Annotated in this window: 22 protein-coding genes and 2 tRNA genes; 4 read left to right on the top strand and 20 right to left on the bottom strand. The window is 71.1% G+C overall.

The window, feature by feature from the left end; genetic code table 11:
• Window position 1: 1 nt before the first annotated feature.
• The 10 genes from ACF1AL_RS01830 to ACF1AL_RS01785 all read right to left on the bottom strand — a co-directional run bounded on the left by ACF1AL_RS01830 (window position 2) and on the right by ACF1AL_RS01785 (window position 13,860).
• Window positions 2-1,501, bottom strand: a complete 1,500-nt coding sequence (locus ACF1AL_RS01830) for a CHAD domain-containing protein (protein ID WP_391825322.1) — start codon at window positions 1,499-1,501, stop codon at window positions 2-4.
• Between the two features lie 356 nt (window positions 1,502-1,857).
• Window positions 1,858-3,054 (bottom strand): rod shape-determining protein RodA, encoded by a 1,197-nt coding sequence (gene rodA, locus ACF1AL_RS01825; RefSeq protein ID WP_386583265.1) that lies wholly within the window; start codon window positions 3,052-3,054, stop codon window positions 1,858-1,860.
• Window positions 3,051-5,303 carry a penicillin-binding protein 2 gene (gene mrdA / locus ACF1AL_RS01820; RefSeq protein ID WP_391694807.1) on the bottom strand — a complete coding sequence of 751 codons (2,253 nt, stop codon included), beginning with the start codon at window positions 5,301-5,303 and terminating at the stop codon, window positions 3,051-3,053. Before mrdA ends, rodA begins: the two co-directional genes overlap by 4 nt.
• A gap of 143 nt (window positions 5,304-5,446) precedes the next feature.
• Window positions 5,447-6,118, bottom strand: a complete 672-nt coding sequence (gene mreD / locus ACF1AL_RS01815; protein ID WP_366834527.1) for a rod shape-determining protein MreD — start codon at window positions 6,116-6,118, stop codon at window positions 5,447-5,449.
• Between the two features lie 13 nt (window positions 6,119-6,131).
• Window positions 6,132-7,178 (bottom strand): rod shape-determining protein MreC, encoded by a 1,047-nt coding sequence (gene mreC, locus ACF1AL_RS01810; protein WP_391825321.1) that lies wholly within the window; start codon window positions 7,176-7,178, stop codon window positions 6,132-6,134.
• A 174-nt stretch (window positions 7,179-7,352) separates the two neighbouring features.
• Entirely contained in the window at window positions 7,353-8,372 is a 1,020-nt protein-coding gene (locus ACF1AL_RS01805; RefSeq protein WP_103782377.1) for a rod shape-determining protein, read from the bottom strand.
• 313 nt (window positions 8,373-8,685) lie between these two features.
• Window positions 8,686-9,099, bottom strand: coding sequence for a nucleoside-diphosphate kinase (ndk, locus tag ACF1AL_RS01800; protein ID WP_366834525.1), 414 nt, complete (start codon window positions 9,097-9,099; stop codon window positions 8,686-8,688).
• 66 nt (window positions 9,100-9,165) lie between these two features.
• Complete coding sequence (locus tag ACF1AL_RS01795) at window positions 9,166-9,531, bottom strand: DUF4233 domain-containing protein (protein ID WP_391819067.1); 366 nt, start codon at window positions 9,529-9,531, stop codon at window positions 9,166-9,168.
• Window positions 9,532-9,534: 3 nt separating this feature from the next.
• A complete protein-coding gene (locus ACF1AL_RS01790) occupies window positions 9,535-11,049 on the bottom strand; it encodes a folylpolyglutamate synthase/dihydrofolate synthase family protein (RefSeq protein WP_366834523.1) in 1,515 nt (504 codons plus the stop codon).
• Window positions 11,050-11,235: 186 nt separating this feature from the next.
• Complete coding sequence (locus ACF1AL_RS01785) at window positions 11,236-13,860, bottom strand: valine--tRNA ligase (RefSeq protein WP_391819065.1); 2,625 nt, start codon at window positions 13,858-13,860, stop codon at window positions 11,236-11,238.
• 111 nt (window positions 13,861-13,971) lie between these two features.
• On the opposite strand from ACF1AL_RS01785, the gene ACF1AL_RS01780 reads away from it, so the two are divergent.
• Window positions 13,972-15,000: a hypothetical protein gene (locus tag ACF1AL_RS01780; protein ID WP_391825320.1), complete on the top strand. Its 1,029-nt coding sequence runs from the start codon at window positions 13,972-13,974 to the stop codon at window positions 14,998-15,000.
• 79 nt (window positions 15,001-15,079) lie between these two features.
• Here the strand turns inward: ACF1AL_RS01780 and clpX are convergent, their stop codons facing one another.
• The 5 genes from clpX to ACF1AL_RS01755 all read right to left on the bottom strand — a co-directional run bounded on the left by clpX (window position 15,080) and on the right by ACF1AL_RS01755 (window position 20,023).
• On the bottom strand, window positions 15,080-16,366 hold the full coding sequence (gene clpX, locus ACF1AL_RS01775) for an ATP-dependent Clp protease ATP-binding subunit ClpX (RefSeq protein WP_366834521.1): 1,287 nt from the start codon (window positions 16,364-16,366) through the stop codon (window positions 15,080-15,082).
• A gap of 191 nt (window positions 16,367-16,557) precedes the next feature.
• Window positions 16,558-17,238 carry an ATP-dependent Clp protease proteolytic subunit gene (locus tag ACF1AL_RS01770; protein WP_366834520.1) on the bottom strand — a complete coding sequence of 227 codons (681 nt, stop codon included), beginning with the start codon at window positions 17,236-17,238 and terminating at the stop codon, window positions 16,558-16,560.
• A gap of 108 nt (window positions 17,239-17,346) precedes the next feature.
• Window positions 17,347-17,958 (bottom strand): ATP-dependent Clp protease proteolytic subunit, encoded by a 612-nt coding sequence (locus ACF1AL_RS01765; RefSeq protein ID WP_366834704.1) that lies wholly within the window; start codon window positions 17,956-17,958, stop codon window positions 17,347-17,349.
• Window positions 17,959-18,350: 392 nt separating this feature from the next.
• On the bottom strand, window positions 18,351-19,730 hold the full coding sequence (gene tig, locus ACF1AL_RS01760) for a trigger factor (RefSeq protein ID WP_384204063.1): 1,380 nt from the start codon (window positions 19,728-19,730) through the stop codon (window positions 18,351-18,353).
• Window positions 19,731-19,946: 216 nt separating this feature from the next.
• Window positions 19,947-20,023, bottom strand: a tRNA-Pro gene (locus ACF1AL_RS01755).
• Between the two features lie 191 nt (window positions 20,024-20,214).
• Here ACF1AL_RS01755 and ACF1AL_RS01750 point away from each other — a divergent pair.
• Window positions 20,215-20,285 (top strand) — tRNA-Gly (locus ACF1AL_RS01750).
• An 89-nt stretch (window positions 20,286-20,374) separates the two neighbouring features.
• Here the strand turns inward: ACF1AL_RS01750 and ACF1AL_RS01745 are convergent.
• Together ACF1AL_RS01745 and ACF1AL_RS01740 are read right to left on the bottom strand one after the other, a co-directional pair.
• Complete coding sequence (locus tag ACF1AL_RS01745; protein ID WP_391825319.1) at window positions 20,375-21,013, bottom strand: RraA family protein; 639 nt, start codon at window positions 21,011-21,013, stop codon at window positions 20,375-20,377.
• Window positions 21,014-21,084: 71 nt separating this feature from the next.
• Window positions 21,085-21,279: a hypothetical protein gene (locus ACF1AL_RS01740; protein WP_026178055.1), complete on the bottom strand. Its 195-nt coding sequence runs from the start codon at window positions 21,277-21,279 to the stop codon at window positions 21,085-21,087.
• Window positions 21,280-21,521: 242 nt separating this feature from the next.
• On the opposite strand from ACF1AL_RS01740, the gene ACF1AL_RS01735 reads away from it, so the two are divergent.
• Window positions 21,522-22,583, top strand: a complete 1,062-nt coding sequence (locus ACF1AL_RS01735) for an acyltransferase family protein (RefSeq protein ID WP_391825318.1) — start codon at window positions 21,522-21,524, stop codon at window positions 22,581-22,583.
• Between the two features lie 45 nt (window positions 22,584-22,628).
• Here ACF1AL_RS01735 and ACF1AL_RS01730 read toward each other — a convergent pair whose 3' ends face one another.
• Entirely contained in the window at window positions 22,629-23,075 is a 447-nt protein-coding gene (locus ACF1AL_RS01730) for an HD domain-containing protein (RefSeq protein ID WP_391694789.1), read from the bottom strand.
• A gap of 25 nt (window positions 23,076-23,100) precedes the next feature.
• Window positions 23,101-24,288 (bottom strand): PP2C family protein-serine/threonine phosphatase, encoded by a 1,188-nt coding sequence (locus ACF1AL_RS01725; RefSeq protein ID WP_391694786.1) that lies wholly within the window; start codon window positions 24,286-24,288, stop codon window positions 23,101-23,103.
• A 175-nt stretch (window positions 24,289-24,463) separates the two neighbouring features.
• Between ACF1AL_RS01725 and ACF1AL_RS01720 the strand changes: the two genes are divergently transcribed.
• Window positions 24,464-25,726, top strand: coding sequence for a GNAT family N-acetyltransferase (locus tag ACF1AL_RS01720; protein ID WP_391825317.1), 1,263 nt, complete (start codon window positions 24,464-24,466; stop codon window positions 25,724-25,726).
• Window positions 25,727-25,742: 16 nt separating this feature from the next.
• Here the strand turns inward: ACF1AL_RS01720 and ACF1AL_RS01715 are convergent, their stop codons facing one another.
• Window positions 25,743-26,552, bottom strand: coding sequence for an Fpg/Nei family DNA glycosylase (locus tag ACF1AL_RS01715; RefSeq protein ID WP_391779205.1), 810 nt, complete (start codon window positions 26,550-26,552; stop codon window positions 25,743-25,745).
• Window positions 26,553-26,720: the final 168 nt, after the last annotated feature.

Below are 26,720 nucleotides of genomic sequence, written 5' to 3'. Positions count from 1 at the left end.
CTCACAGGTCCGCCCCCGCATCGATCCGCTTCCACAGGCGGGGCAGCTCCCGCTCGGCGGCCGCCGCCCGGGCCTCCTCCCTCCCGTACAGCAGCCCGTAGGTGAACGCGTCCTCGCCCGCCGCGTGGGCCACGACGGACAGCTCCCGCAAGGTGTCGCGGGCCATGACGCTGTCCTGGTGGTCGCCGAGCAGGCCGGTCAGGGACTTCATGGACGCGGCCAGCGAGCGGGCGGGTCCGCCGAGGGCGGGAGCGGCGGCCTCGGCGGCGTACCGGGTGCGCTTGGCCTTCTTGCGGGCCTCGTGCAGCGCGCCGTCGCGGTCGCCACCCGGGGGCAGGTCGAGCGCCGCGGCGACCAGCCGGGAGACGCGGGCGAAGTCCTTGCGCACGGCCGCTCCGAGCACCGCCTCCGGCTTCTTCGCGGCCTTCTTGCGCAGCGGCGGGTCGGCGAGCAGCGCGTCGAGGGTGTCGAACAGGGCGAGCGTGCGGGCGGAGTCGAGCACGGCGACGAGATGGCCGCGGGTGTGGCTGTGCCGGGCCCCGGCCCAGGTGGTGAGCCGCTCGCGGACGGGTCCGTGGACCAGGCCGGGCGGGAGGTCGCCGAGGGCGGCCGTCAGGCGTTCGGCCAGGACCTCCTGGTCGCGGTCGGCGCCCAGTTCGCCCGCCAGCCACTTCAGCTCGGCCGCGACGGGATCGGTGACGGCGCGGTCGAGGACGGCACCGAAGGTGCGGAAGGTGCTGCGCATGCGGCGGGTCGCCACCCGCATCCGGTGGACGGCGTCCGGGAGATCGCGGCGGACGGCCGGGTCGCACTCGACGATGGCGTCGCGCTGCGTGCGCAGATAGGCGAGGAGGTGGTCGCCGGCCGTCACGGGCTTGGCGGGTACGGGTGTCCGCGCCCCGACGCCGCCGGTCTCCTGAAAGGCGCGGGCCAGCTTCGAGGGGGACGCCGACGGCTTCACGCCTGCCTTGCGCAGCTGCTTGTCGACCTTGGCGAGGAAGGCGGGGTCGCCGCCGTCCGCCAGCTCCACCTCGATCTCGGTCCACCGGGCGGTGCCGCCCGCCCGGTTCAGCCGTTCGGCGTGCACCTCGTCCACGCTCGCCTCGGCGAGTAGGGTGCCGGCGGCGTCGACCAGATGGCGCACGTCCCGGGAGCTGCGCAGCCGCACCACCGGGACGAGGGGGGCGCCGCGGGTCCGGGAACGGACCAGTGCGGCGAGCTCGTCGGGCACGGTGTCGGAGAGCGGCGCGCGGATCTCGTCGCGCACGTGGGGCGCGATCGGGAGCTTGAGATGCCAGCCGGCGTCGGAGCCGCCGGTGCGGCGGCGCAGGGTGACCGAGGAGCGGGCGAGGCGTTCGTCGGCGGTGTCGTAGTACGTGGCGTCCAGCTCGACGAGGCCCTTGTCGAGGACGGCCGCGACCCCGGCGACACCGGTCAGGTCGGGCAGACCGCCCTTGTCGGATGCGTACTTGCGCTCGATCTCGCGCTTCGTCTCCGCCATGACCTGAATCTAGTGCCCGGCACGGCGTGACGGCAGTGGGCCGTACGCCGTGCCGGTGCGGCCCTGCGGCTCTGCGACCCTGGCTGTGCGTGCGCCACCCCGATGCGGTCCTGGCTGCTGTGCGTGCGCCACGCCCGAGGCGGAACGGCGGGCCGGCCGCACCCGCCGAGGCGGCACCGCCAGGCTCACGCACCCCCGCCGAGGGGGCGCCGTGGGCTCGCGCACCCCGCGAGCCGAGGCGGCACCGCCCGGCTCAGGCACCCCACCGAGCGGGCGCCCCGGGCTCACTCACCCGCCCAGGGGCACCGCCGACCTCCCGTACCCCGCGACGCCGCGGCCCGTTCGTCGCCGAAGGCCTACGCCGACATCGGTCTCTGGACCTTGATCGACTGCAGGAGTCCCACCGCCACCCACACCGCGAACATCGACGAGCCGCCGTAGGAGACGAACGGCAGGGGCAGGCCGGTGACGGGCATGATGCCGAGCGTCATGCCGATGTTCTCGAAGGCCTGGAAGGCGAACCAGGCGACGATCCCCGCGGCCACGATCGTGCCGTACAGCTCCGTGGTCTCCCGGGCGATGCGGCAGGCCCGCCACAGCACCACACCGAGCAGCACGATGATCAGGCCCGCGCCGACGAAGCCCAGTTCCTCACCCGCGACGGTGAAGACGAAGTCCGTCTGCTGCTCGGGCACGAACTGGCCGGTGGTCTGCGAGCCGTGGAAGAGCCCCGCGCCCATCAGTCCGCCGGAGCCGATCGCGATGCGGGCCTGGTTGGTGTTGTAGCCGACACCCGCCGGGTCCAGGTCGGGGTTGGCGAACGCGGCGAAGCGGTTGATCTGGTACTCGTCCAGGATGTGCAGCTGCCAGATGGCGACGCAGCCGATCGCTCCGGCGAGGAGCAGGCCGAAGACCCAGCGGTTGGAGGCGCCGGAGGCGAGCAGCACGCCGAGGATGATGGCCACCATCGCGAGCACCGAGCCCAGGTCCGGCATGAGCAGCAGGATCAGGCAGGGCACGGCCGCCAGCCCCAGGGACTGGGCGACGGTGCGGTGGTCGGGGTAGAGCTTGTCGCCCGCGTCCACCCGCGCGGCCAGCAGCATCGCCATGCCCAGGATGATCGTGACTTTGAGGAACTCGGCGGGCTGGATGGAGAAGCCGCCGATGACGAGCCAGTTGCGCTGGCCGTTGATCGTCGCGCCGAGCGGGGTGAGGACCACCAGCGCCAGCAGCACGGACAGGCCGTAGAGGATCGGCACGATGTTGCGCAGGGCGCGGTGGCCGAGCCAGAGCGTGGCGATCATCAGGGCGAGCCCGATGCCGAGGTTCATCAGGTGCCGCAGCAGGAAGAAGTACGGGTCGCCCTGGTTGAGCTCGGTGCGGTTGCGGGTCGCCGAGAACACCAGCAGCGAGCCCAGCAGGGACAGCGCCAGGGCGGCCAGCAGGATCGGCCAGTCGAGCCGCCGGGTGAGCGAGTCACGGGCGAAGATCCTGGTCCAGCCGGCCCGCTCGGGGCCGTACCCGGAGACGGAGAAGCTGTTGGCGCCGGTCATCGGGGCATCCTCCGGCTTCCCCGCCTGCGCGGTCGTCTGCGGGTGTTGCGGTTGGCGCCGGTGGTCGGCGAGGTGGTCGCCGGGGGCTGCTGGGCGTCGCCGTTGGTCGGGTTGTCCTTCTGCGCGGCCTCGGCGTCCTTCGCCGGGTCGCCGGCGATCTTCGGGGCGGCGATGGTGCCGTCCGTGCGGACCTTCGGCAGGCCCTTCTGCGGCGTCGGCAGCAGCGCCTTCTTGTTGTCGATGGAGCCGTCGGCCTGCACGCCGTACAGGGCGCTGTAGATGTTGCGCACGGCCTCACCGGAGGCGCCCGAACCCGTACCGGCCTGGGCGATCGTCATGATCACCGTGTAGTCCTTGGAGTACGTGGCGAGCCAGGACGTGGTCTGCTTGCCGTAGACCTCCGCCGTACCGGTCTTGGCGTGCAGCTCGATCTTGTCCTGCGGCCAGCCGTTGAACTTCCAGGCGGCCGTACCGCGGGTGACCACGCCGGCCAGGGCGTCGTCCATGCCCTTGAGGGTGGCCTGGCTGATCGGCAGCTTGCCGGTGACCTTGGGCTTGATCTCGGTGACGGTCTTGCCGTCGGGGCTGATCACGGCCTTGCCGATGGTGGGCGCGTGCATGGTGCCGCCGTTGGCGAGGGCGCCGTAGATCACGGCCTCCTGGATCGGGGTGACGAGGGTGTCGCCCTGGCCGATGGAGTAGTTGATCTCGTCACCGGCGCGCATCTTGTTGCCCTCGAGGCAGTTCTCGTAGGCGATCTTCTGGACGTAGTCGCCGTCCTTCTTGCCGCTCTTGCACCAGGCGTCCTTGTTGGCCTTCCAGTAGTCGAGCTTCCACTGGCGGTCCGGGACGCGGCCGGTGACCTCGTTGGGCAGGTCGACGCCGGTCTCCTTGCCGAGGCCGAACTGGTGGGCGGCCTTGAAGAAGAAGTCCCGCGGCTGGCCCTTCTTGGGGTTGATGCCGCCGTCCCGCTTCCACTCGTTGTGCGCGAGGCCGTAGAAGACGGTGTCGCAGGAGACCTCCAGGGCGCGGCCGAGGGAGATCGGCCCGAAGTTCTCGCCCTCGAAGTTGTTGAAGACCTGGCCGCCGACCGAGTAGGAGCTGGTGCAGGGGTAGCGGCCGTCGAAGTCGTAGCCGGCCTCGACCGCGGCGGCCGTGGAGACCACCTTGAACGTCGAGCCGGGCGCCGCCTGACCCTGTATGGCCCGGTTCAGCAGCGGGTAGTCGGAATCCTTGCCGGTGAGCCTGGCGTAGTCCTTGGAGGAGATGCCGCCGACCCAGACGTTGGGGTCGTAGGTCGGGTTGGAGGCCATGGCCACGATGCGGCCGGTCTTGGCCTCCATCACCACGACCGCGCCGGAGTCGGCCTTGTAGTTGGTGCCGGTGATCTTGTCGAACTGGCCGCGGGCGGCCTTCATCGCCTCGTTCAGCTCGTACTCGGCGACCCGCTGCACACGGGCGTCGATGCTGGTGACGAGGTTGGCGCCGGGCTCGGCCGCGTCGGACTGCGCCTTGCCGATGACCCGGCCGAGGTTGTCCACCTCGTAGCGGGTGACGCCGGCCTTGCCGCGCAGCGCCTTGTCGTACTGGCGCTCCAGGCCGGAGCGGCCGACCTGGTCGGAGCGCAGGTAGGGCGAGTCGGTGTCCTTGGCCTTCTGGATCTCCTCGTCGGTGACCGGCGAGAGGTAGCCGAGGACCTGCGCGGTGTTGGCCTTGCCGGGGGCCGGGTAGCGGCGCACGGCCTCGGGCTCGGCGGTGATGCCGGGGAAGTCCTCGGCGCGCTCCCGGATCTGCAGGGCCTGCCTGGGGGTGGCCTCGTCGGTGATCGGGATGGGCTGGTACGGCGAGCCGTTCCAGCAGGGCTGGGGGGTCTTGGCGTCGCACAGCCGGACCTTCAGCATGACCTCCTTGGGGTCCATGCCGAGGACACCGGCGAGCTTGGTGAGCACCGCCTTGCCGTCGTCCTTCTGCTTGAGCAGGTCGGTGCGGGAGGCGGACACGACGAGCCGCGTCTCGTTGTCGGCGAGGGGCACGCCGCGGGCGTCCAGGATCGAGCCGCGCACGGCGGGCTGGACGACCTGCTGGACGTGGTTGCCGGAGGCCTCCTTCTGGTACTCGGCGCCCTCGCGGATCTGCAGGTACCACAGGCGGCCGCCGAGGGTGCCGAGCAGGGAGAGGACGAGGATCTGGATGACGACGAGCCGGGTCTGGACGCGGGGCGTCCGCCCGGTCTCCGGGATGTTGGTCACTGCGGCGCTCTCCCCCTCTCAGGACGCGTACGACGGGATGTGCACGGACTGCGAGCATCTGCGCACGAGAAGTGAACGATCGGCCCTCGCACGCCGGTTCCCCTGGCGTTCACCCGTACCGGTGAACTCGAACTCCCCGCCGCTCACAGCCGCTTGACCCCCTTGATGCGTCCCGCCCGGGCCCCGCGGGCCCGGGCCGCCTTCACCCGCAGCCCGTTGCGCTGCCCGCCGATCTTCAGTCCGGTGCCGCCCGCGACCCAGCCGGAGGAGATGTCCGCGGCCTTCGTGGTGGAGCCGGTCTCGGCGAGCGGGTCGTTGTCCGCGCGGCGGGCCAGCGCCATGACGCCGGGCACCACGAACGGCGCCAGCAGCAGGTCGTACAGGGCCGCCGTGAACAGCAGGCTCGGCAGGCCGACGTGCCGGGCGGCGGTGTCGCCGACGAGGGCGCCCACCCCGGCGTACAGCAGGGTGGAGCCGATCGCCGCGGCGACCACGGTGACCATGGGGCCGGTCGCCGACTTCAGCCGGCCGTTCTCCGGTTTCATCAGCCCGGCGGCGTAGCCGGTCACGCACAGCACCAGCGCGTAGCGGCCGGCCGCGTGGTCGGCGGGCGGGGCGAGGTCGGCGAGCAGGCCGGCGCCGAAGCCGATGAGGGCGCCGCCGACGTGGCCGTAGACCAGGGCGAGGCCGAGGACGGTCAGCAGCAGCAGGTCGGGGACGGCGCCCGGCAGGTGCAGGCGGGCGAGGACGCTCACCTGCACGACCAGGGCGACGACGATCAGCGCCGTGGCGAGCAGGATCCGGTTGACGCGCATCGAAAGTCAGCTCCTACTGCAGCTCTTGGCCGTCTTGGGTCTGCCCGCCGTCCGACGGTGGTCCGGTCTGCACGTCGGTGGCCGGCTGCTCGCTCAGCTGCGGCTGCGGCTGCTGCTGCCCGTTCTGCAGCCGCGGGTCGCCGGACGCGGTGGCGCCCGGGGTGACGGTGACGGTGACCGTCGGCGTGGGCACCGGCTTGGGCTTGGCCGGCAGCACGGTGTCGCGCGGGTCCTTCTTCGGGGCCTCGACGACGACGCCGACGATGTCGAGCTTGGTGAAGCCGACGAACGGCGTGACGTAGATCGTCCGGGTGAGGCCGCCGTTGGAGGGCTCGACGCGGGAGACCGCGCCGACCGGCACGCCCGGCACGAACGGCTTGTCGGACTGCGAGCCGAAGGTGACGAGCCGGTCGCCCTTCTTCACCTCCGCCTTGGCGTTCAGCAGTTCCACGCGCAGCGGCCGGTCGCCCTGGCCGGAGGCGAAGCCGAGTTCGTCGCTGCCCTCCATCCGGGTGCCGACGGTGAAGTCGGGGTCGTTGGCGAGCAGCACGGTGGAGGTGTTCGGGCCGACGGTGGTGACGCGGCCGACCAGGCCGTCGCCGTTGAGGACGGTCATGTCGCGCTGGATGCCGTCGTTGGCGCCGACGTCGATGGTGATGGTCCAGGAGAAGCCCTGGGCCGCTCCTATGGCGATGACCTGGGCGCCCTTGATGCCGTACTGGCCGGCGCCGGCGATCTTCAGCATCCTGTCGAGCTGTCCCAGCCGGCTGCGGGTGCGGTCGTCGCTGCCCAGCTTGGCCTTGAGGGCGGCGTTCTCCTTCTCCAGCGCGGCGAGCCGGTCGTGCCGTTCCCCGGAGTCGCGGACCGCCTCGACGGCGTTGCCGACCGGGTTCACCGCCGACGACACGCCGTTCTCGATCGGACCGAAGACCGCGGCCGCGGCCTGCCGGGCACCGTCGACCGGGGAGTCCTGCCCGCCGCGGATGTCCACCGTGATCAGCGCGAACGCGATGGCGATCAGCAGCACCAGGAGAAGCCGGCTCTCTCGTGTGTCCCTCACGTGCGGCGGCCGTGCCCTTCCTCATTGGAATGTGTGCAGGGGTCGGATGCTGTGTTCAGCTGTGCGGAGGCGTATGGCGGATGTGCGGAGGCGTATGGCGGAGCTTATGCCTCCGTATCAACGATCCGCCGTACGAGAGGAGATCATCTCGTACGGCGGAATCGAAGCGTTACGTCATCGGCGCGGCGCGGCGTCCAGGACCTGCTGGAGCGCCTCGAACTCCTCGACGCACTTGCCGGAGCCCAGCGCCACGCTGTCCAGCGGGTCCTCGGCGATGTGGATCGGCATGCCGGTCTCCCGGCGCAGCCGCTCGTCCAGGCCGCGCAGCAGGGCGCCGCCGCCGGTCAGGACGATGCCGCGGTCCATGATGTCGCCGCTCAGCTCGGGCGGGCACTTGTCCAGCGTCGTCTTGACCGCGTCGACGATCGCGTTGACGGGTTCCTCGATCGCCTTGCGCACCTCGGCGGCCGAGATGACGACGGTCTTGGGCAGCCCGGAGACGAGGTCCCGGCCGCGGATTTCGGTGTGCTCGTCGGTGTCGAGGTCGTACGCGGAGCCGATCGTGATCTTGATCTGCTCGGCAGTCCGCTCACCCAGCAGAAGGCTGTACTCCTTCTTCACGTGCTGGATGATCGCGTTGTCCAGCTCGTCGCCCGCGACGCGGATGGACTGTGCGGTGACGATGCCGCCGAGCGAGATGACCGCGACTTCCGTGGTGCCGCCGCCGATGTCCACCACCATGTTGCCCGTGGCCTCGTGGACCGGCAGGCCGGAGCCGATGGCCGCGGCCATGGGCTCCTCGATGATGTGCACCTGGCGGGCGCCGGCCTGGGTCGACGCCTCGATGACCGCGCGGCGCTCGACGCCGGTGATGCCCGAGGGCACACAGACGACGACCCGCGGACGAGCCAGATACCGCCGCTTGTGGATCTTCAGGATGAAGTAGCGGAGCATCCGCTCGGTGATCTCGAAGTCGGCGATCACGCCGTCCTTGAGCGGACGGACGGCAACGATGTTGCCGGGCGTGCGCCCGATCATCTTCTTCGCTTCGGCGCCGACCGCGAGGATGCCACCGGTGTTGGTGTTGATCGCGACGACGGACGGCTCGTTGAGTACGATCCCACGACCCCTGACGTACACCAGCGTGTTGGCGGTCCCGAGGTCGACAGCCATGTCACGGCCGATGAACGACATTGAGTTCCCCATGAGGATTCGTCTGGCCTTCCCACGAGCTTTTGAGGGCTTTTCAGGTCGGCGAGGTGGGTGCTGTGACGTGAAGGCTTCCATCGTAGACGCGCCTGCACGAACACGGCGTGAGGGTCTTCGCCATTGTCATCAGAAGCGACGGCGCCCCGCTTGTGGAGACGTGCCATCGGGGGCATCCGTTCCCCCGATCGGCGCGGCATATGCCAAAGGACGGCCGAAATCGTCCGGCCGTCCCTGGTCGGGCACGGGGAATGAGCTGACGTGACGTCAGAAAAATCCCCGGAACATCCTCGCGGAGCGCTCAGGCGCGGCCCGGGAAGAAGATCTTCACCTCGCGCTCGGCGGACTCCTCCGAGTCGGACGCGTGGATCAGGTTCTCGCGCACGATCACGCCGTAGTCGCCCCGGACGGAGCCCGGCTCCGCGGCGATCGGGTCGGTCGGACCCGCCAGCCGGCGCACGCCCTCGATCACCCGCTCACCCTCGACGATCATCGCCACCACCGGGCCGGACGACATGAACTCGACCAGCGGCTCGTAGAACGGCTTGCCCTTGTGCTCGCCGTAGTGCTGCTCCAGCGTGTCGGTGTCCAGGGTGCGCAGCTCCAGCGCGGTGATCCGCCAGCCCGCCTTACGCTCGATACGGCTGATGATCTCGCCGGTCAGGCCGCGCCGGACGGCGTCGGGCTTGAGGAGGACGAGGGTGCGCTGGGTCACGGGAGGACTCCTTCTTCCTGCCAGGTGTGCGGTGGGACGAGATTACAGGGCGTGTCCGGCCGCCCGTCACGCAGCGTCAGGCGTGGAGGAGCCGCCCTGCGCGCTCTGCGCCGCGAATCTCGCCTTCGCCTCGTCCACCTTGCGGCCGAAGTGCACCGACGCCCACCACAGGGCGGCGAACACCGCGCCCATGAAGAACATCAGCGGCACCACGAAACCCGACGCGATCAGCGCGATCTGCAGCGCCCAGCCGAGGGCCACGCCGCCGGGCCGGGTCACCATGCCGCACAGCAGCACGCTGAGCAGCATCGCGATGCCGCACACCGTCCACACCGTGCCCGTGGTGAGGTCCGGGTCCTTCATGGCGACCAGACCGGCGAACCCGATGACGAAGAACTCACCGATCAGCGTCGAGGAACACAGCGTCCGCATGACTCACGCACTCTTCCCGAGAAGCAGCCGGGCCTCGCCGACCGTGATGACGGAACCGGTCACGAGCACCCCGCCGCCGGCGAACTCGCCCTCCTCCTCGGCGAGCGTGATCGCGGCCTCCAGCGCGTCCGGCAGGCGCGGCTCGACCTGCACCCGCTCCTCGCCGAACACCTCCACGGCGATGCCCGCCAGCTCGTCGGCGTCCATCGCGCGGTGGCTGGAGTTCTGCGTGATCACGACCTCCGCGAAGACCGGCTCGAACGCCTCCAGCAGCCCGCGCACGTTCTTGTCGCCGCTCGCGCCGACGACCCCGATCAGCCGGCTGAACTGGAACGCCTCCCCGACCGCCTCGGCGGTCACCCGCGCGCCCGCCGGGTTGTGCGCGGCGTCCAGCACCACGGTCGGCGAGCGGCGCACGACCTCCAGGCGGCCCGGCGAGGCCACGGCGGCGAACGCCTTGCGGATCGTGTCCACGTCCAGCTGCTCCTGGCGCTGGGCGCCCACGCCGAAGAACGCCTCCACGGCCGCCAGCGCCACCGCCGCGTTGTGCGCCTGGTGCGCCCCGTGCAGCGGGATGTAGACGTCGGTGTACTCGCCGCCCAGGCCGCGCAGCGTGAGCAGCTGCCCGCCGACGGCGACCTGCCGGGAGACGACGCCGAACTCCAGGCCCTCACGGGCCACCGTCGCGTCCACCTCCACGGACTTCTTCAGCAGCACCTGCGCCGCGTCCACCGGCTGCTGCGCCAGGATCACGGTCGCGCCCTGCTTGATGATCCCGGACTTCTCCCCCGCGATCTCGCCGGGCGTCTCGCCGAGCCGGTCGGTGTGGTCCAGGTCGATCGGCGTGACGACGGCGACGTCACCGTCGATGACGTTCGTGGCGTCCCAGGAGCCGCCCATGCCGACCTCGACGACCGCCACGTCCACGGGCGCGTCGGCGAAGGCGGCGTACGCCATGCCGGTGAGCACCTCGAAGAACGACAGCCGGTACTCCTGCTGCCCGTCGACCATCTCGACGTACGGCTTGATGTCCCGGTACGTCTCGACGAACCGCTCCGCGGAGATCGGCGCGCCGTCCAGGCTGATCCGCTCGGTGATCGACTGCACGTGCGGGCTGGTGTAGCGGCCGGTGCGCAGCTCGAACGCGCCGAGCAGCGCCTCGATCATGCGGGCCGTGGACGTCTTGCCGTTGGTGCCGGTGATGTGGATCGAGGGGTACGAGCGCTGCGGCTCGCCGAGGACGTCCATCAGCGCGGAGATCCGGGCGACCGACGGCTCCAGCTTGGTCTCGCCCCAGCGGGTGGCGAGCTCGGCCTCGACCTCGCGCAGCGCCTTGTCGACCTCGGGGTCCTCGGGGCGGGCCGGTACGTCCGGCTGCGGCGGACCGCCCTGGGTGCGCAGGGTGCGGCTGCCGGCCTCGATGACCGCGAGGTCGGGGTCGCGGGTGGTCTCGGCCTCGACGATCTCTTCGAAGCTGTCGAGGGGGTCGGGCTGGTCGGTGCCGGGGTTTTCGCTCACGGGGTTCAGTCTACGGACGGGTGCTGACAAAGGGTGCGGGGGCTTGTGCGCCTGCGGAGGGGGTTGCTGGTCTCTTCTTTGCGGGTGCGGGTCGTCGGGGGCTGGTCGCGCAGTTCCCCGCGCCCCTACGGTGGCGAAGGCCCCGGCGCCTCATACACGCCGGGGCCTTCGTCGCCGTGGAAACCGCTATGCCTGCGGCAGCCTCTCCAGCTGGGCCTGGATGCGGGTGATGTCCTCCTCCGCCTTGGCCAGGCGGCCGCGGATCTTGTCCACCACGTTGTCGGGGGCCTTCGCCAGGAACGCCTCGTTGCCGAGCTTGGCCGTGGCCTGGGCCTTCTCCTTCTCGGCCGCCGCCAGGTCCTTCGCCAGGCGCTTGCGCTCCGCCGCCACGTCGATCGCGCCGGACAGGTCGAGCGCGACCTCCACGCCCGCGACCGGCAGGGTCGCCGTGGCGGTGAAGGCCTCGCCCTCCGGCTGCAGGCGCAGCAGCTGGCGGATGGCCGCCTCGTGCGCGGCGAGCGGAGAGCCGGCCAGGGCCAGGCGGGCCGGGACGCGCTGGCCGGGCTGGAGGCCCTGGTCGGCGCGGAAGCGGCGGACCTCGGTGATGACCTGCTGGAGGGTCTCGATCTCCCGCTCGGCGTCGGCGTCGCGGAAGCCACTGTCCTTCGGCCACTCGGCGATGACGATCGACTCGCCGCCGGTCAGCGTGGTCCACAGGGTCTCGGTGACGAACGGGACCACCGGGTGCAGCAGCTTCAGGGTGACGTCGAGGACCTCGCCGAGGACGCGCTTGCTGACCTCGGCCGCCTCGCCGCCCGCCTGGAACGTCGTCTTGGACAGCTCGACGTACCAGTCGAAGACCTCGTCCCACGCGAAGTGGAACAGGGTGTCGGAGAGCTTCGCGAACTGGTAGTCGTCGTAGTAGGCGTCCACCTCGGCGACGACCGAGTTCAGGCGGGAGAGGATCCAGCGGTCGGTCGGGGACATCGCCGACGCGTCCGGCAGCGGGCCCTCCACCGTCGCGCCGTTCATCAGCGCGAAGCGGGTGGCGTTCCAGATCTTGTTGGCGAAGTTGCGCGAGCCCTGGACCCAGTCCTCGCCGATCGGGACGTCGACGCCCGGGTTGGCGCCGCGCGCCAGGGTGAAGCGCAGGGCGTCGGAGCCGTACTTGTCCATCCAGTCCAGCGGGTTGACCGCGTTGCCGAAGGACTTCGACATCTTCTTGCCGAACTGGTCGCGGACCATGCCGTGCAGGGCGATGGTGTGGAACGGCGGGGTGCCGTCCATCGCGTACAGGCCGAACATCATCATCCGGGCGACCCAGAAGAAGAGGATGTCGTAGCCGGTGACCAGGACGGAGTTCGGGTAGAACTTCGCGAGCGACTCGGTCTGCTCGGGCCAGCCGAGGGTGGAGAACGGCCACAGGCCGGAGGAGAACCAGGTGTCGAGGACGTCGGTCTCCTGGTGCCAGCCCTCGCCGGTGGGCGGCTGCTCGTCGGGGCCGACGCAGACGACCTCGCCGTTCGGGCCGTACCAGACCGGGATGCGGTGGCCCCACCACAGCTGGCGGGAGATGCACCAGTCGTGGAGGTTGTCGACCCAGTCGAAGTACCGCTTCTCCATCTCCTGCGGGTGGATCGCGACCTTGCCCTCGCGGACCGCGTCACCGGCGGCCTTGGCGAGCGGGCCGACCTTGACCCACCACTGCATCGACAGGCGCGGCTCGATGGTGGTCTTGCAGCGCGAGCAGTGGCCGACGGAGTGGACGTAGGGCCGCTTCTCGGCGACGATCCGGCCCTCGGCGCGCAGCGCGGCGACGATGGCGGAACGGGCCTCCAGGCGGTCCAGGCCCTGGAAGGGGCCGTGGGCGGTGATCACGGCGTGCTCGTCCATGACCGCGAGCGCGGGCAGGTCGTGGCGCTGGCCGATCTCGAAGTCGTTCGGGTCGTGCGCCGGGGTGACCTTGACGGCGCCGGTGCCGAACTCGGGGTCGACGTGCTCGTCGGCGACGACCGGGATGCGGCGGCCGGTGAGCGGCAGCTCGATCTCGCGGCCGACGAGGTGCCGGTAGCGCTCGTCGTCGGGGTGGACGGCGACGGCGGTGTCGCCGAGCATCGTCTCCGCGCGGGTGGTGGCGACGACGATCGCGTCGTCCCCGTCGCCGTACTTGATGGAGACCAGCTCGCCGTCGTCGTCCTGGTACTCGACCTCGATGTCGGAGATCGCGGTCAGGCAGCGCGGGCACCAGTTGATGATGCGCTCGGCGCGGTAGATCAGCTCGTCGTCGTAGAGCTTCTTGAAGATGGTCTGGACGGCCTGGGAGAGACCCTCGTCCATCGTGAAGCGCTCACGGGACCAGGCGACGCCGTCGCCGAGGCGGCGCATCTGGCCGGAGATCTGGCCGCCGGACTCGCTCTTCCACTGCCAGACGCGCTCGACGAACGCCTCACGGCCGAGGTCGTGGCGGGACTTGCCCTCCTTGGCGAGCTCGCGCTCGACGACGTTCTGGGTGGCGATGCCGGCGTGGTCCATGCCGGGCTGCCACAGCGTCTCGTAGCCCTGCATCCGCTTGCGGCGGGTGAGGGCGTCGATGAGCGTGTGCTCGAAGGCGTGGCCCAGGTGCAGGCTGCCGGTGACGTTGGGCGGGGGGATGACGATGGTGTACGGCGGCTTGTCGCTCGCCGCGTCCGCCTCGAAGTAACCGCGCTCTACCCAGCGCTCGTACAGCGGCCCCTCTACATCGGCCGGCGCGTACTGGGTCGGCAGTTCGGTGGTGGGCGCTGGTGGCTGCTGCTGAGCGTTCTCGGTCACGGCGCTCAGTTTAGAGGCGTCACCGCCCTGTCCCGAAACGCGATTCTTCTGTAACGGTCACCACCCCGGTGCGGTGCGTGAGGCGGGCCTCGGCCAGGATGGCGCATACGCATGAGCATCTGGAGGGGGAACCCCGTCATGAGCTACAACCAGCCGGGCCCGTACGGCGGCCAGCCCCAGCAGCCCGGTCCGTACGGCCAGCAGGGCCCTTACGGCCAGCCGGGACCGTACGGCCAGCCGGCGCAGCCCGGGCAGCCGCAGGCCCCGCAGCCGGGGTACGGCCAGCCGGCGGCGCCGCAGCCCGGGTACGGCTACCCCCAGCAGCCGCCGCCCCCGCAGCAGCAGCAGCCGTACGGCTATCCGCAGCAGGGCCTGCCGCCCCAGCCGGCCCCCTACGGCCAGCAGCAGCCTTACGGCCAGCAGCCCTACGCCGGGATGCCGCAGCCGCCGGCCCCGGCGGGCGGCAAGAAGAAGACCGGCGTGATCATCGGCGCGGTGGCCGTGGTCGCGGCGCTCGCGGTCGGCGGCTACTTCGCCCTGGCGGGCGGCGGGGGCGGGGGCGCGGGCGGCGGTCTGAAGGACGACGGCCCGCACAAGCTGGTCACGCCGGCCACCGTGATGGGCAACTACCAGCGCATGGGCGAGAACCAGGAGCCCGAGGACGCCTCGACGAGCGACGCCAAGGACCTGGCCAAGGGCGGCATCACCGACGCCAAGGGCGTCCGCGCGCTGTTCTCGACGGTCGACATCAACAACCCCGACGTGCTCAAGGACCCGGTCGCCATCGCCACGTCCAAGGCCGTGACCTTCATGGGCCTGTACGGCAAGGTGCAGGACCCGGACAAGGCGGTCGACCTGGCCTTCGCCGGCCTGAAGAGCGATCCCGAGAAGAAGCTCACGTTCATCGGCACCGCCGAGTCCGTGACGCCCGACGGGCTCGACGGGGCCGTGATGAAGTGCCAGCAGGCCCAGGCCAAGAACCCCGCCACCGGTGCCACGGACACCCAGTACCTGTGCATCTGGGCGGACTACAGCACGATCGGCATGGCCGTGCCCGCCGCCGGCGGCAAGGGCGTCGACCTCGCCACCTCCGCGAAGGTGACCGCCGACCTGCGCAAGGACGTCCGGGTCAAGGCCTGACGTCCGGCGCCCGGTGAGGGCGTGCCAGCTCAACGACGAAGGGGCCCCGGTCGGTTGACCGGGGCCCCTTCGCTCGTGCTCACGCCGACTTCTGCTCGCCGGTGCCGCGGCCGCGGGCCTCGCGGGGGATCAGGGTCGGGTTGACGTTGGAGTGGACGACGTCGGCGGTGATGACGACACGGGCCACGTCCTTGCGGGAGGGGACCTCGTACATCACCGACATCAGCACCTCCTCCATGATGGCGCGCAGGCCGCGCGCGCCGGTCTGGCGGAGGATGGCCTGGTCGGCGATGGCCTCCAGCGCCTCGCGCTCGAAGTCCAGCTCCACGCCGTCGAGTTCGAACAGGCGCTGGTACTGCTTGACCAGCGCGTTGCGGGGCTCGACGAGGATCTTCAGCAGGGCCTCGCGGTCGAGGTTGTGCACGCTGGTGATCACCGGCAGACGGCCGATGAACTCCGGGATCATGCCGAACTTGACCAGGTCCTCCGGCATGACGTCCTCGAACTGGTCCTTGGACTCCAGCTCCCGCTTGGAGCGGATCGTCGCGCCGAAGCCGATGCCCTTGGCGCCGGCCCGGGACTCGATGATCTTCTCCAGGCCCGCGAAGGCACCGCCCACGATGAACAGGACGTTCGTCGTGTCGATCTGGATGAACTCCTGGTGCGGGTGCTTGCGGCCGCCCTGCGGCGGAACGGAGGCCGTGGTGCCTTCGAGGATCTTCAGCAGGGCCTGCTGCACGCCCTCGCCGCTCACGTCACGCGTGATCGACGGGTTTTCGCTCTTGCGGGCGACCTTGTCGATCTCGTCGATGTAGATGATCCCGGTCTCGGCCTTCTTGACGTCGTAGTCGGCCGCCTGGATCAGCTTGAGCAGGATGTTCTCGACGTCCTCGCCGACATAGCCCGCCTCCGTCAGCGCGGTCGCGTCGGCGATCGCGAACGGGACGTTCAGCATGCGGGCCAGGGTCTGCGCGAGCAGCGTCTTGCCGGAGCCGGTGGGGCCCAGCAGCAGGATGTTGGACTTGGCCAGCTCGATCGCGTCCTCGCGGCTGCTGCCGCCGCCGTTCTCGCCGGCCTGGACCCGCTTGTAGTGGTTGTACACCGCGACGGAGAGGGCCTTCTTGGCCGCCTCCTGGCCGACCACGTACCCCTCGAGGAACTCGTAGATCTCGCGGGGCTTGGGGAGCTCCTCCCAGCGCACCTCGCTGGTCTCGGCGAGCTCCTCCTCGATGATCTCGTTGCAGAGATCGATGCACTCGTCGCAGATGTACACACCGGGGCCTGCGATGAGCTTCTTGACCTGCTTCTGGCTCTTGCCGCAGAACGAGCACTTGAGCAGATCGCCGCCGTCACCGATGCGTGCCACGGTGTGCTTCCCCTTCGCCTGGGAGACGCCTGGACGTCGAAGTCCAGCGGCTCCTGGTGCTGCCTTATGTCCGACGGTACCTTGCCGGGCCCCCCGTTCGGGCCCCCCTTGGCACGGTTCACTTCGATGTGCGCGATGCGCGCACCGTGCCAAGGGGCGGCAGACGATACAGGTCCAGTGCCCGATGAGGGTCAGCGGACCGCCGCGTTGTTCATCTTCCGGGTGGAGATGATCTGGTCGATCAGGCCGTACGACAGCGCGTCCTCGGCCGTGAGGATCTTGTCGCGCTCGATGTCCTCGCGGATCTTCTCGATCGGCGTGGTGGAGTGCTTGGCCAGCATCTCCTCCAGCTGCGAGCGCATCCGCAGGATCTCGTTCGCGGCGATCTCCAGGTCGGAGACCTGACCGCGGCCGGTCTCGCTGTAGGGCTGGTGGATCAGCACGCGCGCGTTCGGCAGGGCCATGCGCTTGCCCGGCGTACCGGCGGCGAGCAGGACGGCCGCGGCGGAGGCCGCCTGGCCCATGCACACCGTCTGGATGTCCGGCTTCACGAACTGCATCGTGTCGTAGATCGCCGTCAGCGCCGTGAAGGAGCCGCCGGGGCTGTTGATGTAGACCGAGATGTCCCGGTCGGGGTCCATCGACTCCAGGCACAGCAGCTGCGCCATGACGTCGTTGGCGGAGGCGTCGTCGATCTGGACGCCGAGGAAGATCACGCGCTCCTCGAAGAGCTTCGCGTACGGGTCGTACTCGCGGATGCCCTGGGAGGTGCGCTCCACGAAGCGCGGGATGACATAGCGGGATTCGGCCGTGGGGCCGGTGTACTCGGCGCGCGTACGGTCGTAGATGCCGCTGCCGGGGAAGTCGTTCACGGTGTCTCCTGGAAAGGGCTGGGGCGGTGGCTGGGGCGGTCGCGGGGGCCGGTGGCCCTCAGGGGCCATCCGGTGCCGTACGGGCGTTGCAGGGGCCTTGGGGGCCCGTTACGAGCCCGCCCCGGTGCCGCCGCCGCCCGGCATGCCGGCGGCCGTGGCGATCACGTCGTCGATCAGGCCGTAGTCCTTGGCCTCGTAGGCGTCGAACCAGCGGTCGCGGTCCGAGTCGCGGGTGATCTGCTCGACCGTCTGGCCGGTGTGCAGCGCCGTGAGCTCGGCCATGCGCTTCTTGGTGTGCAGCAGCCGCTCGGCGTGGATCTTGATGTCGGAGGCCGAACCGGCCAGGCCGGCGGACGGCTGGTGGATCAGGATCTCGGCGTTCGGCAGGGCGAAGCGCTTGCCGGGGGTGCCCGCGCTGAGCAGGAACTGGCCCATCGACGCGGCGAGGCCCATGGCGATCGTCACCACGTCGTTCTTGATGTACTGCATGGTGTCGTAGATCGCCATGCCGGCCGTGATCGAGCCGCCGGGGCTGTTGATGTACAGGTAGATGTCCTTGTCCGGGTCGGCGGCAAGGAGCAGCAGCTGTGCGGTGATCTTGTTCGCGATGTCGTCGTCGACCGGCTGGCCGAGGAAGATGATGCGCTCGTTGAGCAGCCGGTTGTAGACATGGTCGCCGAGGCCACCGCCGATGGAAGGCTCGCCGGCGGCGGAGGGCATCAGATTCGTCACGTATCCACCTGCTCGTCTTACGACGGCGCCGGGCCGTCTCACGTTTCCCTGCGGGGCTGGAGCCGTTTCGACGACTCCACTGCCCTCGTATTCATGGACCCTAACGCGCGGGTCCCTTCGGGGAATCCCGGGAATGGGGGTGTTCGCCGGGGGCGTAGCGCGGGGGCCTCCGGCGGATGGGCCGTTTCGGTTCGTGGCGGGTGGCGAAGGCCGTCGCCGGGCCGCGGGTCGTGTGGGGCTGATCGCGCCCACGCGGCGGAGCCGCATGTCGATACAGCCCCGCGCCCCTTGAGGCCGCCCCCCCGGCCGGGATGCGGACGGGCCCCCGGGAAACGTCCCAGGGGCCCGTCGTGCGTGCGTCAGAGGTGCCGCGGGGCTGCTCAGCCCTCGGTCTTCTCCTCGGTGGAGTCGGTGGCCTCGGCCGCGGCCTCGGTCTCCTCGTCCTCCTCGTCGTCCAGGTCGATGACCTCGCCGTTGGTGTCCTTCACCGTGGCGGCCTCGACGACCAGGGCCAGGGCCTTGCCGCGGGCGACCTCGCCGACGAGCAGCGGCACCTGGCCACCCTCGACGACGGCCTGGGCGAACTGGTCGGGCGACATGCCGGAGGAGGCGGCACGGCGCATGAGGTGCTCGGTGAGCTCCTCCTGGTTGACGTTGAGCTTCTCGCGCTTGACGAGCTCGTCGAGCACGAACTGGGTCTTGATGCCCTTGACCGCGGCCTCGCGGGTCTCGGTCTCGAACTCCTCGGCGGTCTTGCCCTGGATCTCCAGGTACTTGTCGAGGGTCAGGCCCATCTGACCGAGCTGGTGGTGCTCGAGGTTGTGCTTACGGGTGTTGATCTCGTCCTCGAGGAGCTTCTCGGGGACCGGCACCTCGACGAGGTCCAGCAGCTTCTCCAGGACGCGCTCCTGGGCCTGCGTGGCCTGGTCGAACTGCTTCATGTTCTGCAGGCGCTTGCGGCTGTCCGCCTTCAGCTCCTCCAGGGTGTCGAACTCGGAGGCGAGCTGCGCGAAGTCGTCGTCCAGCTCGGGCAGTTCGCGGGCGGCGACCTGGGTGACCTTGACGGTGACCTCGGCCTCCTTGCCGGCCGCGGAGCCGCCCTTCAGCTCGGAGGTGAAGGTGGCCTCCTCACCGGCGGACAGGCCCTTGACGGCGTCGTCGATGCCGTCGAGCAGCTCGCCCGAGCCGATGGTGTAGGAGACGCCGTTCGCGACGCCGTCCTCGAGGACCTCGCCCTCGACCTTGGCCTGAAGGTCCACGGTCACGACGTCGCCGTCCTCGGCGGCGCGCTCGACCGGGGTGGTGGAGGCGAACCGCTCACGCAGCTGCTCCACGGACTTCTCGACGTCCTCGTCGGTCACCTCGACGGCGTCGACCTCGACCTCGATGGAGGAGAAGTCCTCGGGGAGCTCCAGGGCGGGACGGATGTCGACCTCCGCGGTGAAGTTCAGCGTCTCGCCGTCCTTCAGCTCGGTGATGTCGACCTCGGGCTGGCCCAGCACGGAGAGCTCGGCCTCGTTGACCGCCTCCGTGTAGAACTTCGGAAGCGCGTCGTTGACGGCCTCCTCGAGCACGGCGCCGCGACCGAACCGCTGGTCGATGACCCGGGCCGGGATCTTGCCCTTGCGGAAGCCCTTCACCGTGACCTGCTGGTTGATCTTCTTGTACGCCGCGTCGAGGCTGTCCTTGAGCTCCTCGAAGGGCACCTCGACAGTGAGCCGAACCCGAGTCGGGTTCAGGGTCTCCACGGCGCTCTTCACGGTTCGGTCTCCTTGTGGCTGACTTCTCGGTTTCTGCCGGGGCCAGAACGGCTCCGGCGGATTTCGCCGCCCGGGAGGACTGCAGTGTGAGACACACGGGCGCGCAGCTTGCATAGTAACCGCAGCCGCTGAACGGCCCAAAAGGCGATCACCCGAGTCGCCCGCGCCGCGATCACGCAGGTGACCGGGCGCGTGATCGCGCAGGTGGTGGTGCAGTGGTCGGGGTGGCGGGATTTGAACCCACGGCCTTCCGCTCCCAAAGCGGACGCGCTACCAAGCTGCGCCACACCCCGTCTGGTGCGACACGTAGGGTACATGCCCGCAGGCAGAACGGCTGCCGCAATCACGCGCGCGTACGGGGACGCCGGGGGCGCGGAGCGCGCGTCCGGGGGCGCGCACGCGGCAAGGGGTGTGCGGTGAGGGGTGCCGACCCGCTACGATGCCTTGCAGTGCCGCGGCCTTCCTGGCCTGCGGCGCGATGTGTGCGGGCGTAGCTCAATGGTAGAGCCCCAGTCTTCCAAACTGGCTACGCGGGTTCGATTCCCGTCGCCCGCTCTGACAGCACTCAGGCCCGGGTGAGACGGGGTTTCCCCCGCCTCACCCGGGCCTGAGTCGTTCCCGGCGCCGTGGCCGTGGCCGGCGCCTCAGTCCTCGTAGCCGTGCTCGGCGAGGATCTTGTCGATGCGGGCGCGGTGGGACGCCTCCCAGGCGTCCAGGGACTGCGCTGCTTCCTCGGCCAGCCGGGCGCGGGCGGCCGCCAGCACCTGCTCGCTCCGGGCGGCGGGGACCGCCACCACGCCCTCCTCGTCGGCGACCACGACGTCGCCGGGGTGCACCTGGACGCCGCCGCAGCGCACCGGCACGTCGAGCGGGTCGACGGCCTGCTTGGTGCCCGGGATCGGGATGACGCCGCGGGCGAAGACCGGGAAGCCGAGGCCGCGCGCCTCGGCGACGTCGCGGATGACGCCGTCGAGGACGAAGCCGGCGACGCCCCGGCGCCGGGCGACCGCGCAGACGTTGCCGCCGGCGAGGGCGTGGTCGAGGTCGCCGGACTCGACCACGATCACCGAGCCGGGCGCGGCGCGGTGGATGGCGGCGTGCAGCATGAGGTTGTCGCCGGGGCGGCACCGCACGGTGAACGCCGGACCGGCCAGCCGCGGCATCGGGGACCACAGGGGCCGGATGCCTATGTCCATCACCTGCTCCCGCCCGACGAGGTCGGCGAGCGTGGCCGGGGGGATGTCCGGGAAGCCGGCGGCAAAGGCGGCGGTGTCGGTCGTCATCCGATCAGCCTGCCCGGCAGGTATCTCGACGTCAAGATAGTTCCGGTGCCACGGAGCCGGCGGAAGAGAGCTCAGAAGCTGATCGAGTTGATCGTTTCCGCTATCGAGTTGAGGAAGCGGTTGATCGAGGGGGCCATCCCGGTCGAGGCGAGGAAGAAGCCGAAGAGGATGGCGACGATCGCGGGCCCCGCCTTGATCGACCCTCCCCGGATCAGCACCACCAGGATGATCGCCAACAGCAGCACCACTGACAGTGAAATGGCCACAACAGATCACACCCTCGGTCGGTCCGCTCTCCCGGCCCGGGGGTGCTACCCCACACACCCCCGCCGGGAACCATCGTGCCACCAACCGTGCCCCGTGGCGCGGGACGTGACGCGCCGTCGGCCGGATCGGCGAGGGGCCGAACACCGGTGCGCAGCCTGCCCATTTAGGGCAGTTTGAGGGCGATTATCCAGGACATTTCGGGCTGTTGGCCCTGCGCTGGAGGGGCGTTAGGGTGCCTCGAATGGTCAAGCAGCGCGACGCCTTTTTCGACAACGCCAAATATCTGGCCATCGTGCTGGTCGCCGTCGGGCACACGTGGGCGCAGATGATGGACCACAGCCGTGCCGTGGAGAGCGCGTACCGGGTCGTGTACACGTTCCACATGCCGGCGTTCGTCCTCGTCTCCGGCTATTTCTCGCGCGGGTTCGACATGCGGCCGGACCGGCTGCGGCGCCTGGTCACCGGCGTCGCGGTGCCGTACGTCGTCTTCGAGACCGCGTACGAGCTGTTCAAGGACGTCGCGGACCGGCCCGACACCGAGATCAGCCTGCTGGACCCCAGCTATCTGATGTGGTTCCTGGCGGCCCTGTTCATCTGGCGGCTGACCACGCCGCTGTGGAAGGTGATGCGCCATCCGCTGCCGGTCGCCGTGGGCGTCGCCGCGCTGGCGAGCCTGAGCCCCAGCATCGGGCAGGACTTCGACCTCCAGCGCGTCCTGCAGTTCCTGCCGTACTTCGTGCTCGGCCTGTGCCTGCGGCGCGAGCACTTCCAGTGGGTGCGCCGGCGCTCGGTGCGGATCGCGGCGGTGCCGCTGTTCGCCGTCGCGTTCGCGGCCGCCTGGTGGTCGGTGCCGCGGATGAACGGCGGCTGGTTCTACCGCCAGTCGGCCGCGCAGGACCTGGGCGCGCCGTGGTGGTGCGGCCCGGTGATGACGCTGGCGATGATGGTCTGCACGCTGCTGCTGACGGCGGGCTTCCTCGCCTGGGTGCCGGGGCGCCGCCTGTGGTGCACGGGCCTCGGCGCGGGCACCATCACCGGCTATCTGCTGCACGGATTCCTGGTGAAGTTCGCCGTCTACCGGGGCTGGTTCGACCAGGACTGGGTGTACCGCCCGCTCGGCGTGCCGGCGTTGACGGTGCTCGCGGCCGCCGTCGTCACCGCGCTGTGCACGCCGCCGGTGCGGCGCGCCCTGCGGTGCGTGACGGAACCGCGGATGGAGTGGGCGTTCCGCCCGGACCCCGCGGCACAGGCCCGCGCCCGCGAGCGCATGCCGGCGGCGGAACCGGAACGGGTCGGCGCCTAGAGCCGGGAGGCCCCGGCAGCTGGGCGGGACCCGGGCCGGACGGGGTCAGGCCGGTTCCGTCAGGCCCAGCAGGGCGCGCATGCGGGCGTACTTCTCGGTGAGCCGGGCGCGGGTCGCCGGGTCCAGGACGGCGAGGCGGGCCGGGTCGGCGTTGTGCGCCAGGTCCGCCTCCTTCACCAGCAGCGCCCCGTCGGTGGCGAGGATCCGCCCGGCGTACTCCTGCGGGCTCTCCCCCGCCCGCTTGGTCAGGGCGCGCACGATGTCCTTGGTACGGCGGCTGAGGGCGGCGTCGGCCAGCCACTGCTCGGAGAGCGCGTCGTCCTCGACGGCGTCGTGCAGCCAGGCAGCGGCGATCTGCTCGGCGTCGCCGCCGCGGGTCCGTACCCCTTCCGCGACGGCGTGCAGGTGCTCGGCGTAGGGTCGGCCCGCCTTGTCGGTCTGGCCGGCGTGCGCGGCGCGGGCGAGGGCTTCGACGTCCGTCAGGGTCAGCAACGGTCCTCCAGCGCGGTGGGTGGCGTCAGGGTGCCGGGGACATCGACGAGGCCGTCGGGCCCTCGCGGCAGATCAGGAGCAGGGCCCGGTCGTCGTTGACGTCCTTGGCGACGGCCTCGATCAGGTGCCAGGCGGCGCCCTGGAAGCCGGCGGCGACATAGCGGTCGGCCTCGCCGGTGAGGCGGTCGATGCCCTCCACGATGTCCCGGTCGGAGGTCTCCACCAGACCGTCGGTGAACAGCATCAGCACGTCGCCGGGGCGCAGGGTGCCCTTGACCGGGTCGAACTGGGCGCCGTCGTACACGCCCAGAAGCGGGCCCTCGGCGGCCTTCTCCTCCCAGCGGCCGCTGCCCGCGCTCAGCTGGAGCCCCGGCGGATGGCCCGCGGAGTACAACTCGTAGTCGCCGGAGTCCAGGTCGAGGACCAGATGGATGGAGGTGGCGAAGCCCTCCTCCCAGTCCTGGCGCAGCAGATAGCCGTTGGCGGCGGGAAGGAAGGCGTGCGGGGGCAGCGAGCCGAGCAGCCCGCCGAAGGCGCCCGACAGCAGCAGGGCGCGCGAGCCGGCGTCCATGCCCTTGCCGGAGACGTCGGTGAGGACGACCTCCAGGGTGCGGCCCCCGTTGGTGCGGGCCGCGACGACGAAGTCGCCGGAGAAGGACTGGCCGCCGGCCGGGCGCAGCGCCATCTCCTGGTGCCAGCCGCGCGGCAGCGGCGGCAGCGTGCTCTGCACCCGGATGCGTTCACGCAGGTCGAACAGCATGGTGCCGCCGCGCCGCCAGGGCACGCCGACCCGGCTGCGGAACTGGGCGATCAGCAGTCCGACGAACCCGCACGCGGCGACGACCAGGACCACACCGGGGGTGACCCGGCTCGGTCCCTCGGTGTACGGGCCGAGCCACACCGACTCCACGATCAGCGCGGTCGCGGCGGCCGCGTACAGGCCGAGCAGGCTCGCCGGACGCAGCACCAGGCCGCCCGCGACGATGGGCAGCACCAGCGCGGCCGGTGAGAACCACACCGAGTTGGCGAGGGTCAGGGCGGCTATGAGCGGGATGGTGAGGAAGAGACCGGCCAGCGCGATCCAGTCGGAGCCGTCGCCGCGGAAGTAGTCGACGGCGGCCCGGCGCACGCCGACGCGGGCCCGGTGCCACTGCATCTTCCACCGGGCCGGGAACGTCTCGGCCGCCGTGCGCCGCTCTCGTCGAACTGCCATTGGTCGGTGACCCTATCCATCGGGCCGGGCGCTTGGCACGGGAGGTCCCACTTGTCCCCCGTCCGAGGCCCCTTTTCTCAGGGCGTTCTCAGTGAACGGCACGGAGGCCGGGCGCGGGGCGCGGAGGGCGGAAATTCCCTCGCCGGTCCGGGGCGGGCCCTGATAGGCATGGCCCATGGCGAGCGGCGCGAAGGAGACGACGGAGTCCGGCTACGCCCTGCGGGAGCTGCTGCCGCGGGACTGGGAGCGGTGGTACGGCACGCTGCTGCGCGCGTTCGGCGGGGCGGAGGAGTCGGAGCAGGAGCGCGCGCTGTGGCGCGAGCTCAGCGAGTACGAGCGCTTCCTCGGCGTCTGGGACGGCGACGCGGTGGTGGGCACGGCGGGGGCCTTCTCCTTCCGGATGACCGTGCCGGGCGGCGCGCCGGTGCCCGCGGCGGGCGTCACGGCGGTCGGGGTGGCCGCGACGCACCGGCGGCGCGGGGTGCTGACCGCGATGATGCGGCGGCAACTGGACGACGTACGGCGCCGGGGGGAGCCGCTGGCGGTGCTGACGGCGTCGGAGCCGGCGATCTACGGGCGGTTCGGGTACGGCGCCGCGAGCTTCCAGCTCGCCGCGGAGATCGACACGGCACGGGTGACGCTGTCCGTGCCGGACGGGACGGACGACGTACGGCTGCGGTACGCCGAGCCGGCCGAGGTACTGGGCGCGTGCGAGGCGGTGTACGCCCGGCTGGTGCCCACCCGGCCCGGCATGCTGGCGCGGCACCGGCCCGGCTGGGAACGGCTCGGGCTGCTGGACCCGGAGAGCGAGCGGGACGGGGCGTCCGCGCTGCAGTGCGTGCTCGCCGAACGCGACGGCGAGATCGTGGGGTTCGCCCGGTTCCGGGTCAAACTGGGCTGGGGGGCCGCCGGGCACGACGGCACAGTGACGCTGCAGGAGCTGTACGGCCTCGACCCGGCGGCGCAGGCCGCGCTGTGGCGGTTCCTGTACGACATCGACCTGACGTCGACGCTGGTGATGCGGGGGCGGCCGGTGGACGAGGCCTGGCAGTACCAGGTGTCGGACATCCGGCGCTGCCGGCTGCGCATGCGGGACCAGTACTACGTGCGGCTGGTGGACGTGGGCGCGGCGCTCGCGGCGCGGACGTACCGGGCGCCGGTGGACGTGGTGCTGGAGGTCTCCGACGCGTTCTGCCCCTGGAACGAGGGGCGTTGGCGGCTGAGCGGGGACGCGAAGGGGGCGTCCTGCGAGCGGACCCGGGACGCGGCCGATCTCGCCCTGTCGGTACGCGAGTTGGGGGCGGTCTACCTCGGCGGCGTGCCGATGGCCGCGCTGGCGGCGGCCGGGCGGGTGCGGGAGCTGCGGGACGGGGCGCCGGCGGAGGCGTCGCTCGCGTTCGGGTCCGAAGCGGCGCCGTGGCTGCCGCACGGGTTCTAGACGACGGCCCCGCCCGTCAGCCCCGCTGGCAGGTGGGGCACCAGAAGAGGTTGCGGGCGGCCAGCTCGGCGGTGCGGATCCCGGTGCCGCACAGGTGGCAGGGCTGGTTCGCGCGGCGGTAGACGTAGACCTCGCCGCCGTGGTCGTCCACGCGGGGCGGGCGGCCCATCGCCTCCGGGGTGTGCTCCGGGCGGACCGTGTCGATGCGGTTGGCGCGGACGCCGTCGTGCATGAGCGCCACCAGGTCCGCCCAGATCGCCTGCCACTGGGCGGGGGTGATGTCCCGGCCCGGGCGGTACGGGTCGATGCCGTGCCGGAAGAGGACCTCGGCGCGGTAGACGTTGCCGACGCCGGCGACGACCTTCTGGTCCATGAGCAGCGCGGCGATCGTCGTGCGGCTGCGGGAGATCCTGCGGTACGCCTGCGCGGGGTCGGCGTCCGTGCGCAGCGGGTCGGGGCCGAGGCGGGCCTGTACGGCCTGCTTCTCGGCGTCCGTGATCAGGGCGCAGGTGGTGGGGCCGCGCAGGTCGACGTACGACGTGGCGTTCGCCAGGCGCAGGCGCACCGTGTCGGTGGGCGGGGGCGCGGGGGCGTCGCCGAAGGTCACCTTGCCGAAGAGGCCGAGGTGGATGTGGACGTGGGCGCTGTCGCGGAAGCGGAGGAAGAGGTGCTTGCCGTGGGCCTCGGTGGCGGTGAGGGGGGAGCCGGTGAGGAGGTCGGCGGCGTCGGAGAACTTGCCCTGGGGGCTCGTGACGTGCACGTTCGTGCCGAGGAAACGGGTGGCGTAGTCCTGGGCCAGGCGGTGGATCGTGTGCCCTTCCGGCACGGGTGAGTTCCTTCCGGTACGGGTCGCTCCGCGGGCGGTGCGGGTCGCTCCGCGGGCGGTGCGGGTGGGGGTGGGCCCGCCGTTCCTGGGGCTCCGCCCCAGACCCCGCCAGGGGCTCCGCCCCTGGACCCCGGGGAGTTTCCCACCCACCCACCCGTCTCGGTCGGG

Origin of the sequence: Streptomyces sp. NPDC014801 (genome assembly GCF_043082085.1) — a bacterium.
Lineage (GTDB): Bacteria > Actinomycetota > Actinomycetes > Streptomycetales > Streptomycetaceae > Streptomyces.
Note: the sequence above shows the minus strand (reverse complement) of the source record. Positions and strands in the feature narration are given on the sequence as shown.

Excerpts from the sequence above, each read along its gene's own strand:
- ACF1AL_RS01780 (WP_391825320.1), top strand. The coding sequence starts at position 13,972 with ATGAGCATCTGGAGGGGGAACCCCGTCATGAGCTACAACCAGCCGGGC.
- ACF1AL_RS01725 (WP_391694786.1), bottom strand. The coding sequence starts at position 24,288 with ATGGCAGTTCGACGAGAGCGGCGCACGGCGGCCGAGACGTTCCCGGCC.
- ACF1AL_RS01735 (WP_391825318.1), top strand. The coding sequence starts at position 21,522 with ATGGTCAAGCAGCGCGACGCCTTTTTCGACAACGCCAAATATCTGGCC.
- ACF1AL_RS01745 (WP_391825319.1), bottom strand. The coding sequence starts at position 21,013 with ATGACGACCGACACCGCCGCCTTTGCCGCCGGCTTCCCGGACATCCCC.
- ACF1AL_RS01720 (WP_391825317.1), top strand. The coding sequence starts at position 24,464 with ATGGCGAGCGGCGCGAAGGAGACGACGGAGTCCGGCTACGCCCTGCGG.
- rodA (WP_386583265.1), bottom strand. The coding sequence starts at position 3,054 with ATGACCGGCGCCAACAGCTTCTCCGTCTCCGGGTACGGCCCCGAGCGG.
- ACF1AL_RS01795 (WP_391819067.1), bottom strand. The coding sequence starts at position 9,531 with ATGCGGACGCTGTGTTCCTCGACGCTGATCGGTGAGTTCTTCGTCATC.
- mreD (WP_366834527.1), bottom strand. The coding sequence starts at position 6,118 with ATGCGCGTCAACCGGATCCTGCTCGCCACGGCGCTGATCGTCGTCGCC.
- ACF1AL_RS01765 (WP_366834704.1), bottom strand. The coding sequence starts at position 17,958 with ATGCCCTCCGCCGCCGGCGAGCCTTCCATCGGCGGTGGCCTCGGCGAC.
- ACF1AL_RS01830 (WP_391825322.1), bottom strand. The coding sequence starts at position 1,501 with ATGGCGGAGACGAAGCGCGAGATCGAGCGCAAGTACGCATCCGACAAG.
- ACF1AL_RS01805 (WP_103782377.1), bottom strand. The coding sequence starts at position 8,372 with ATGTCGTTCATCGGCCGTGACATGGCTGTCGACCTCGGGACCGCCAAC.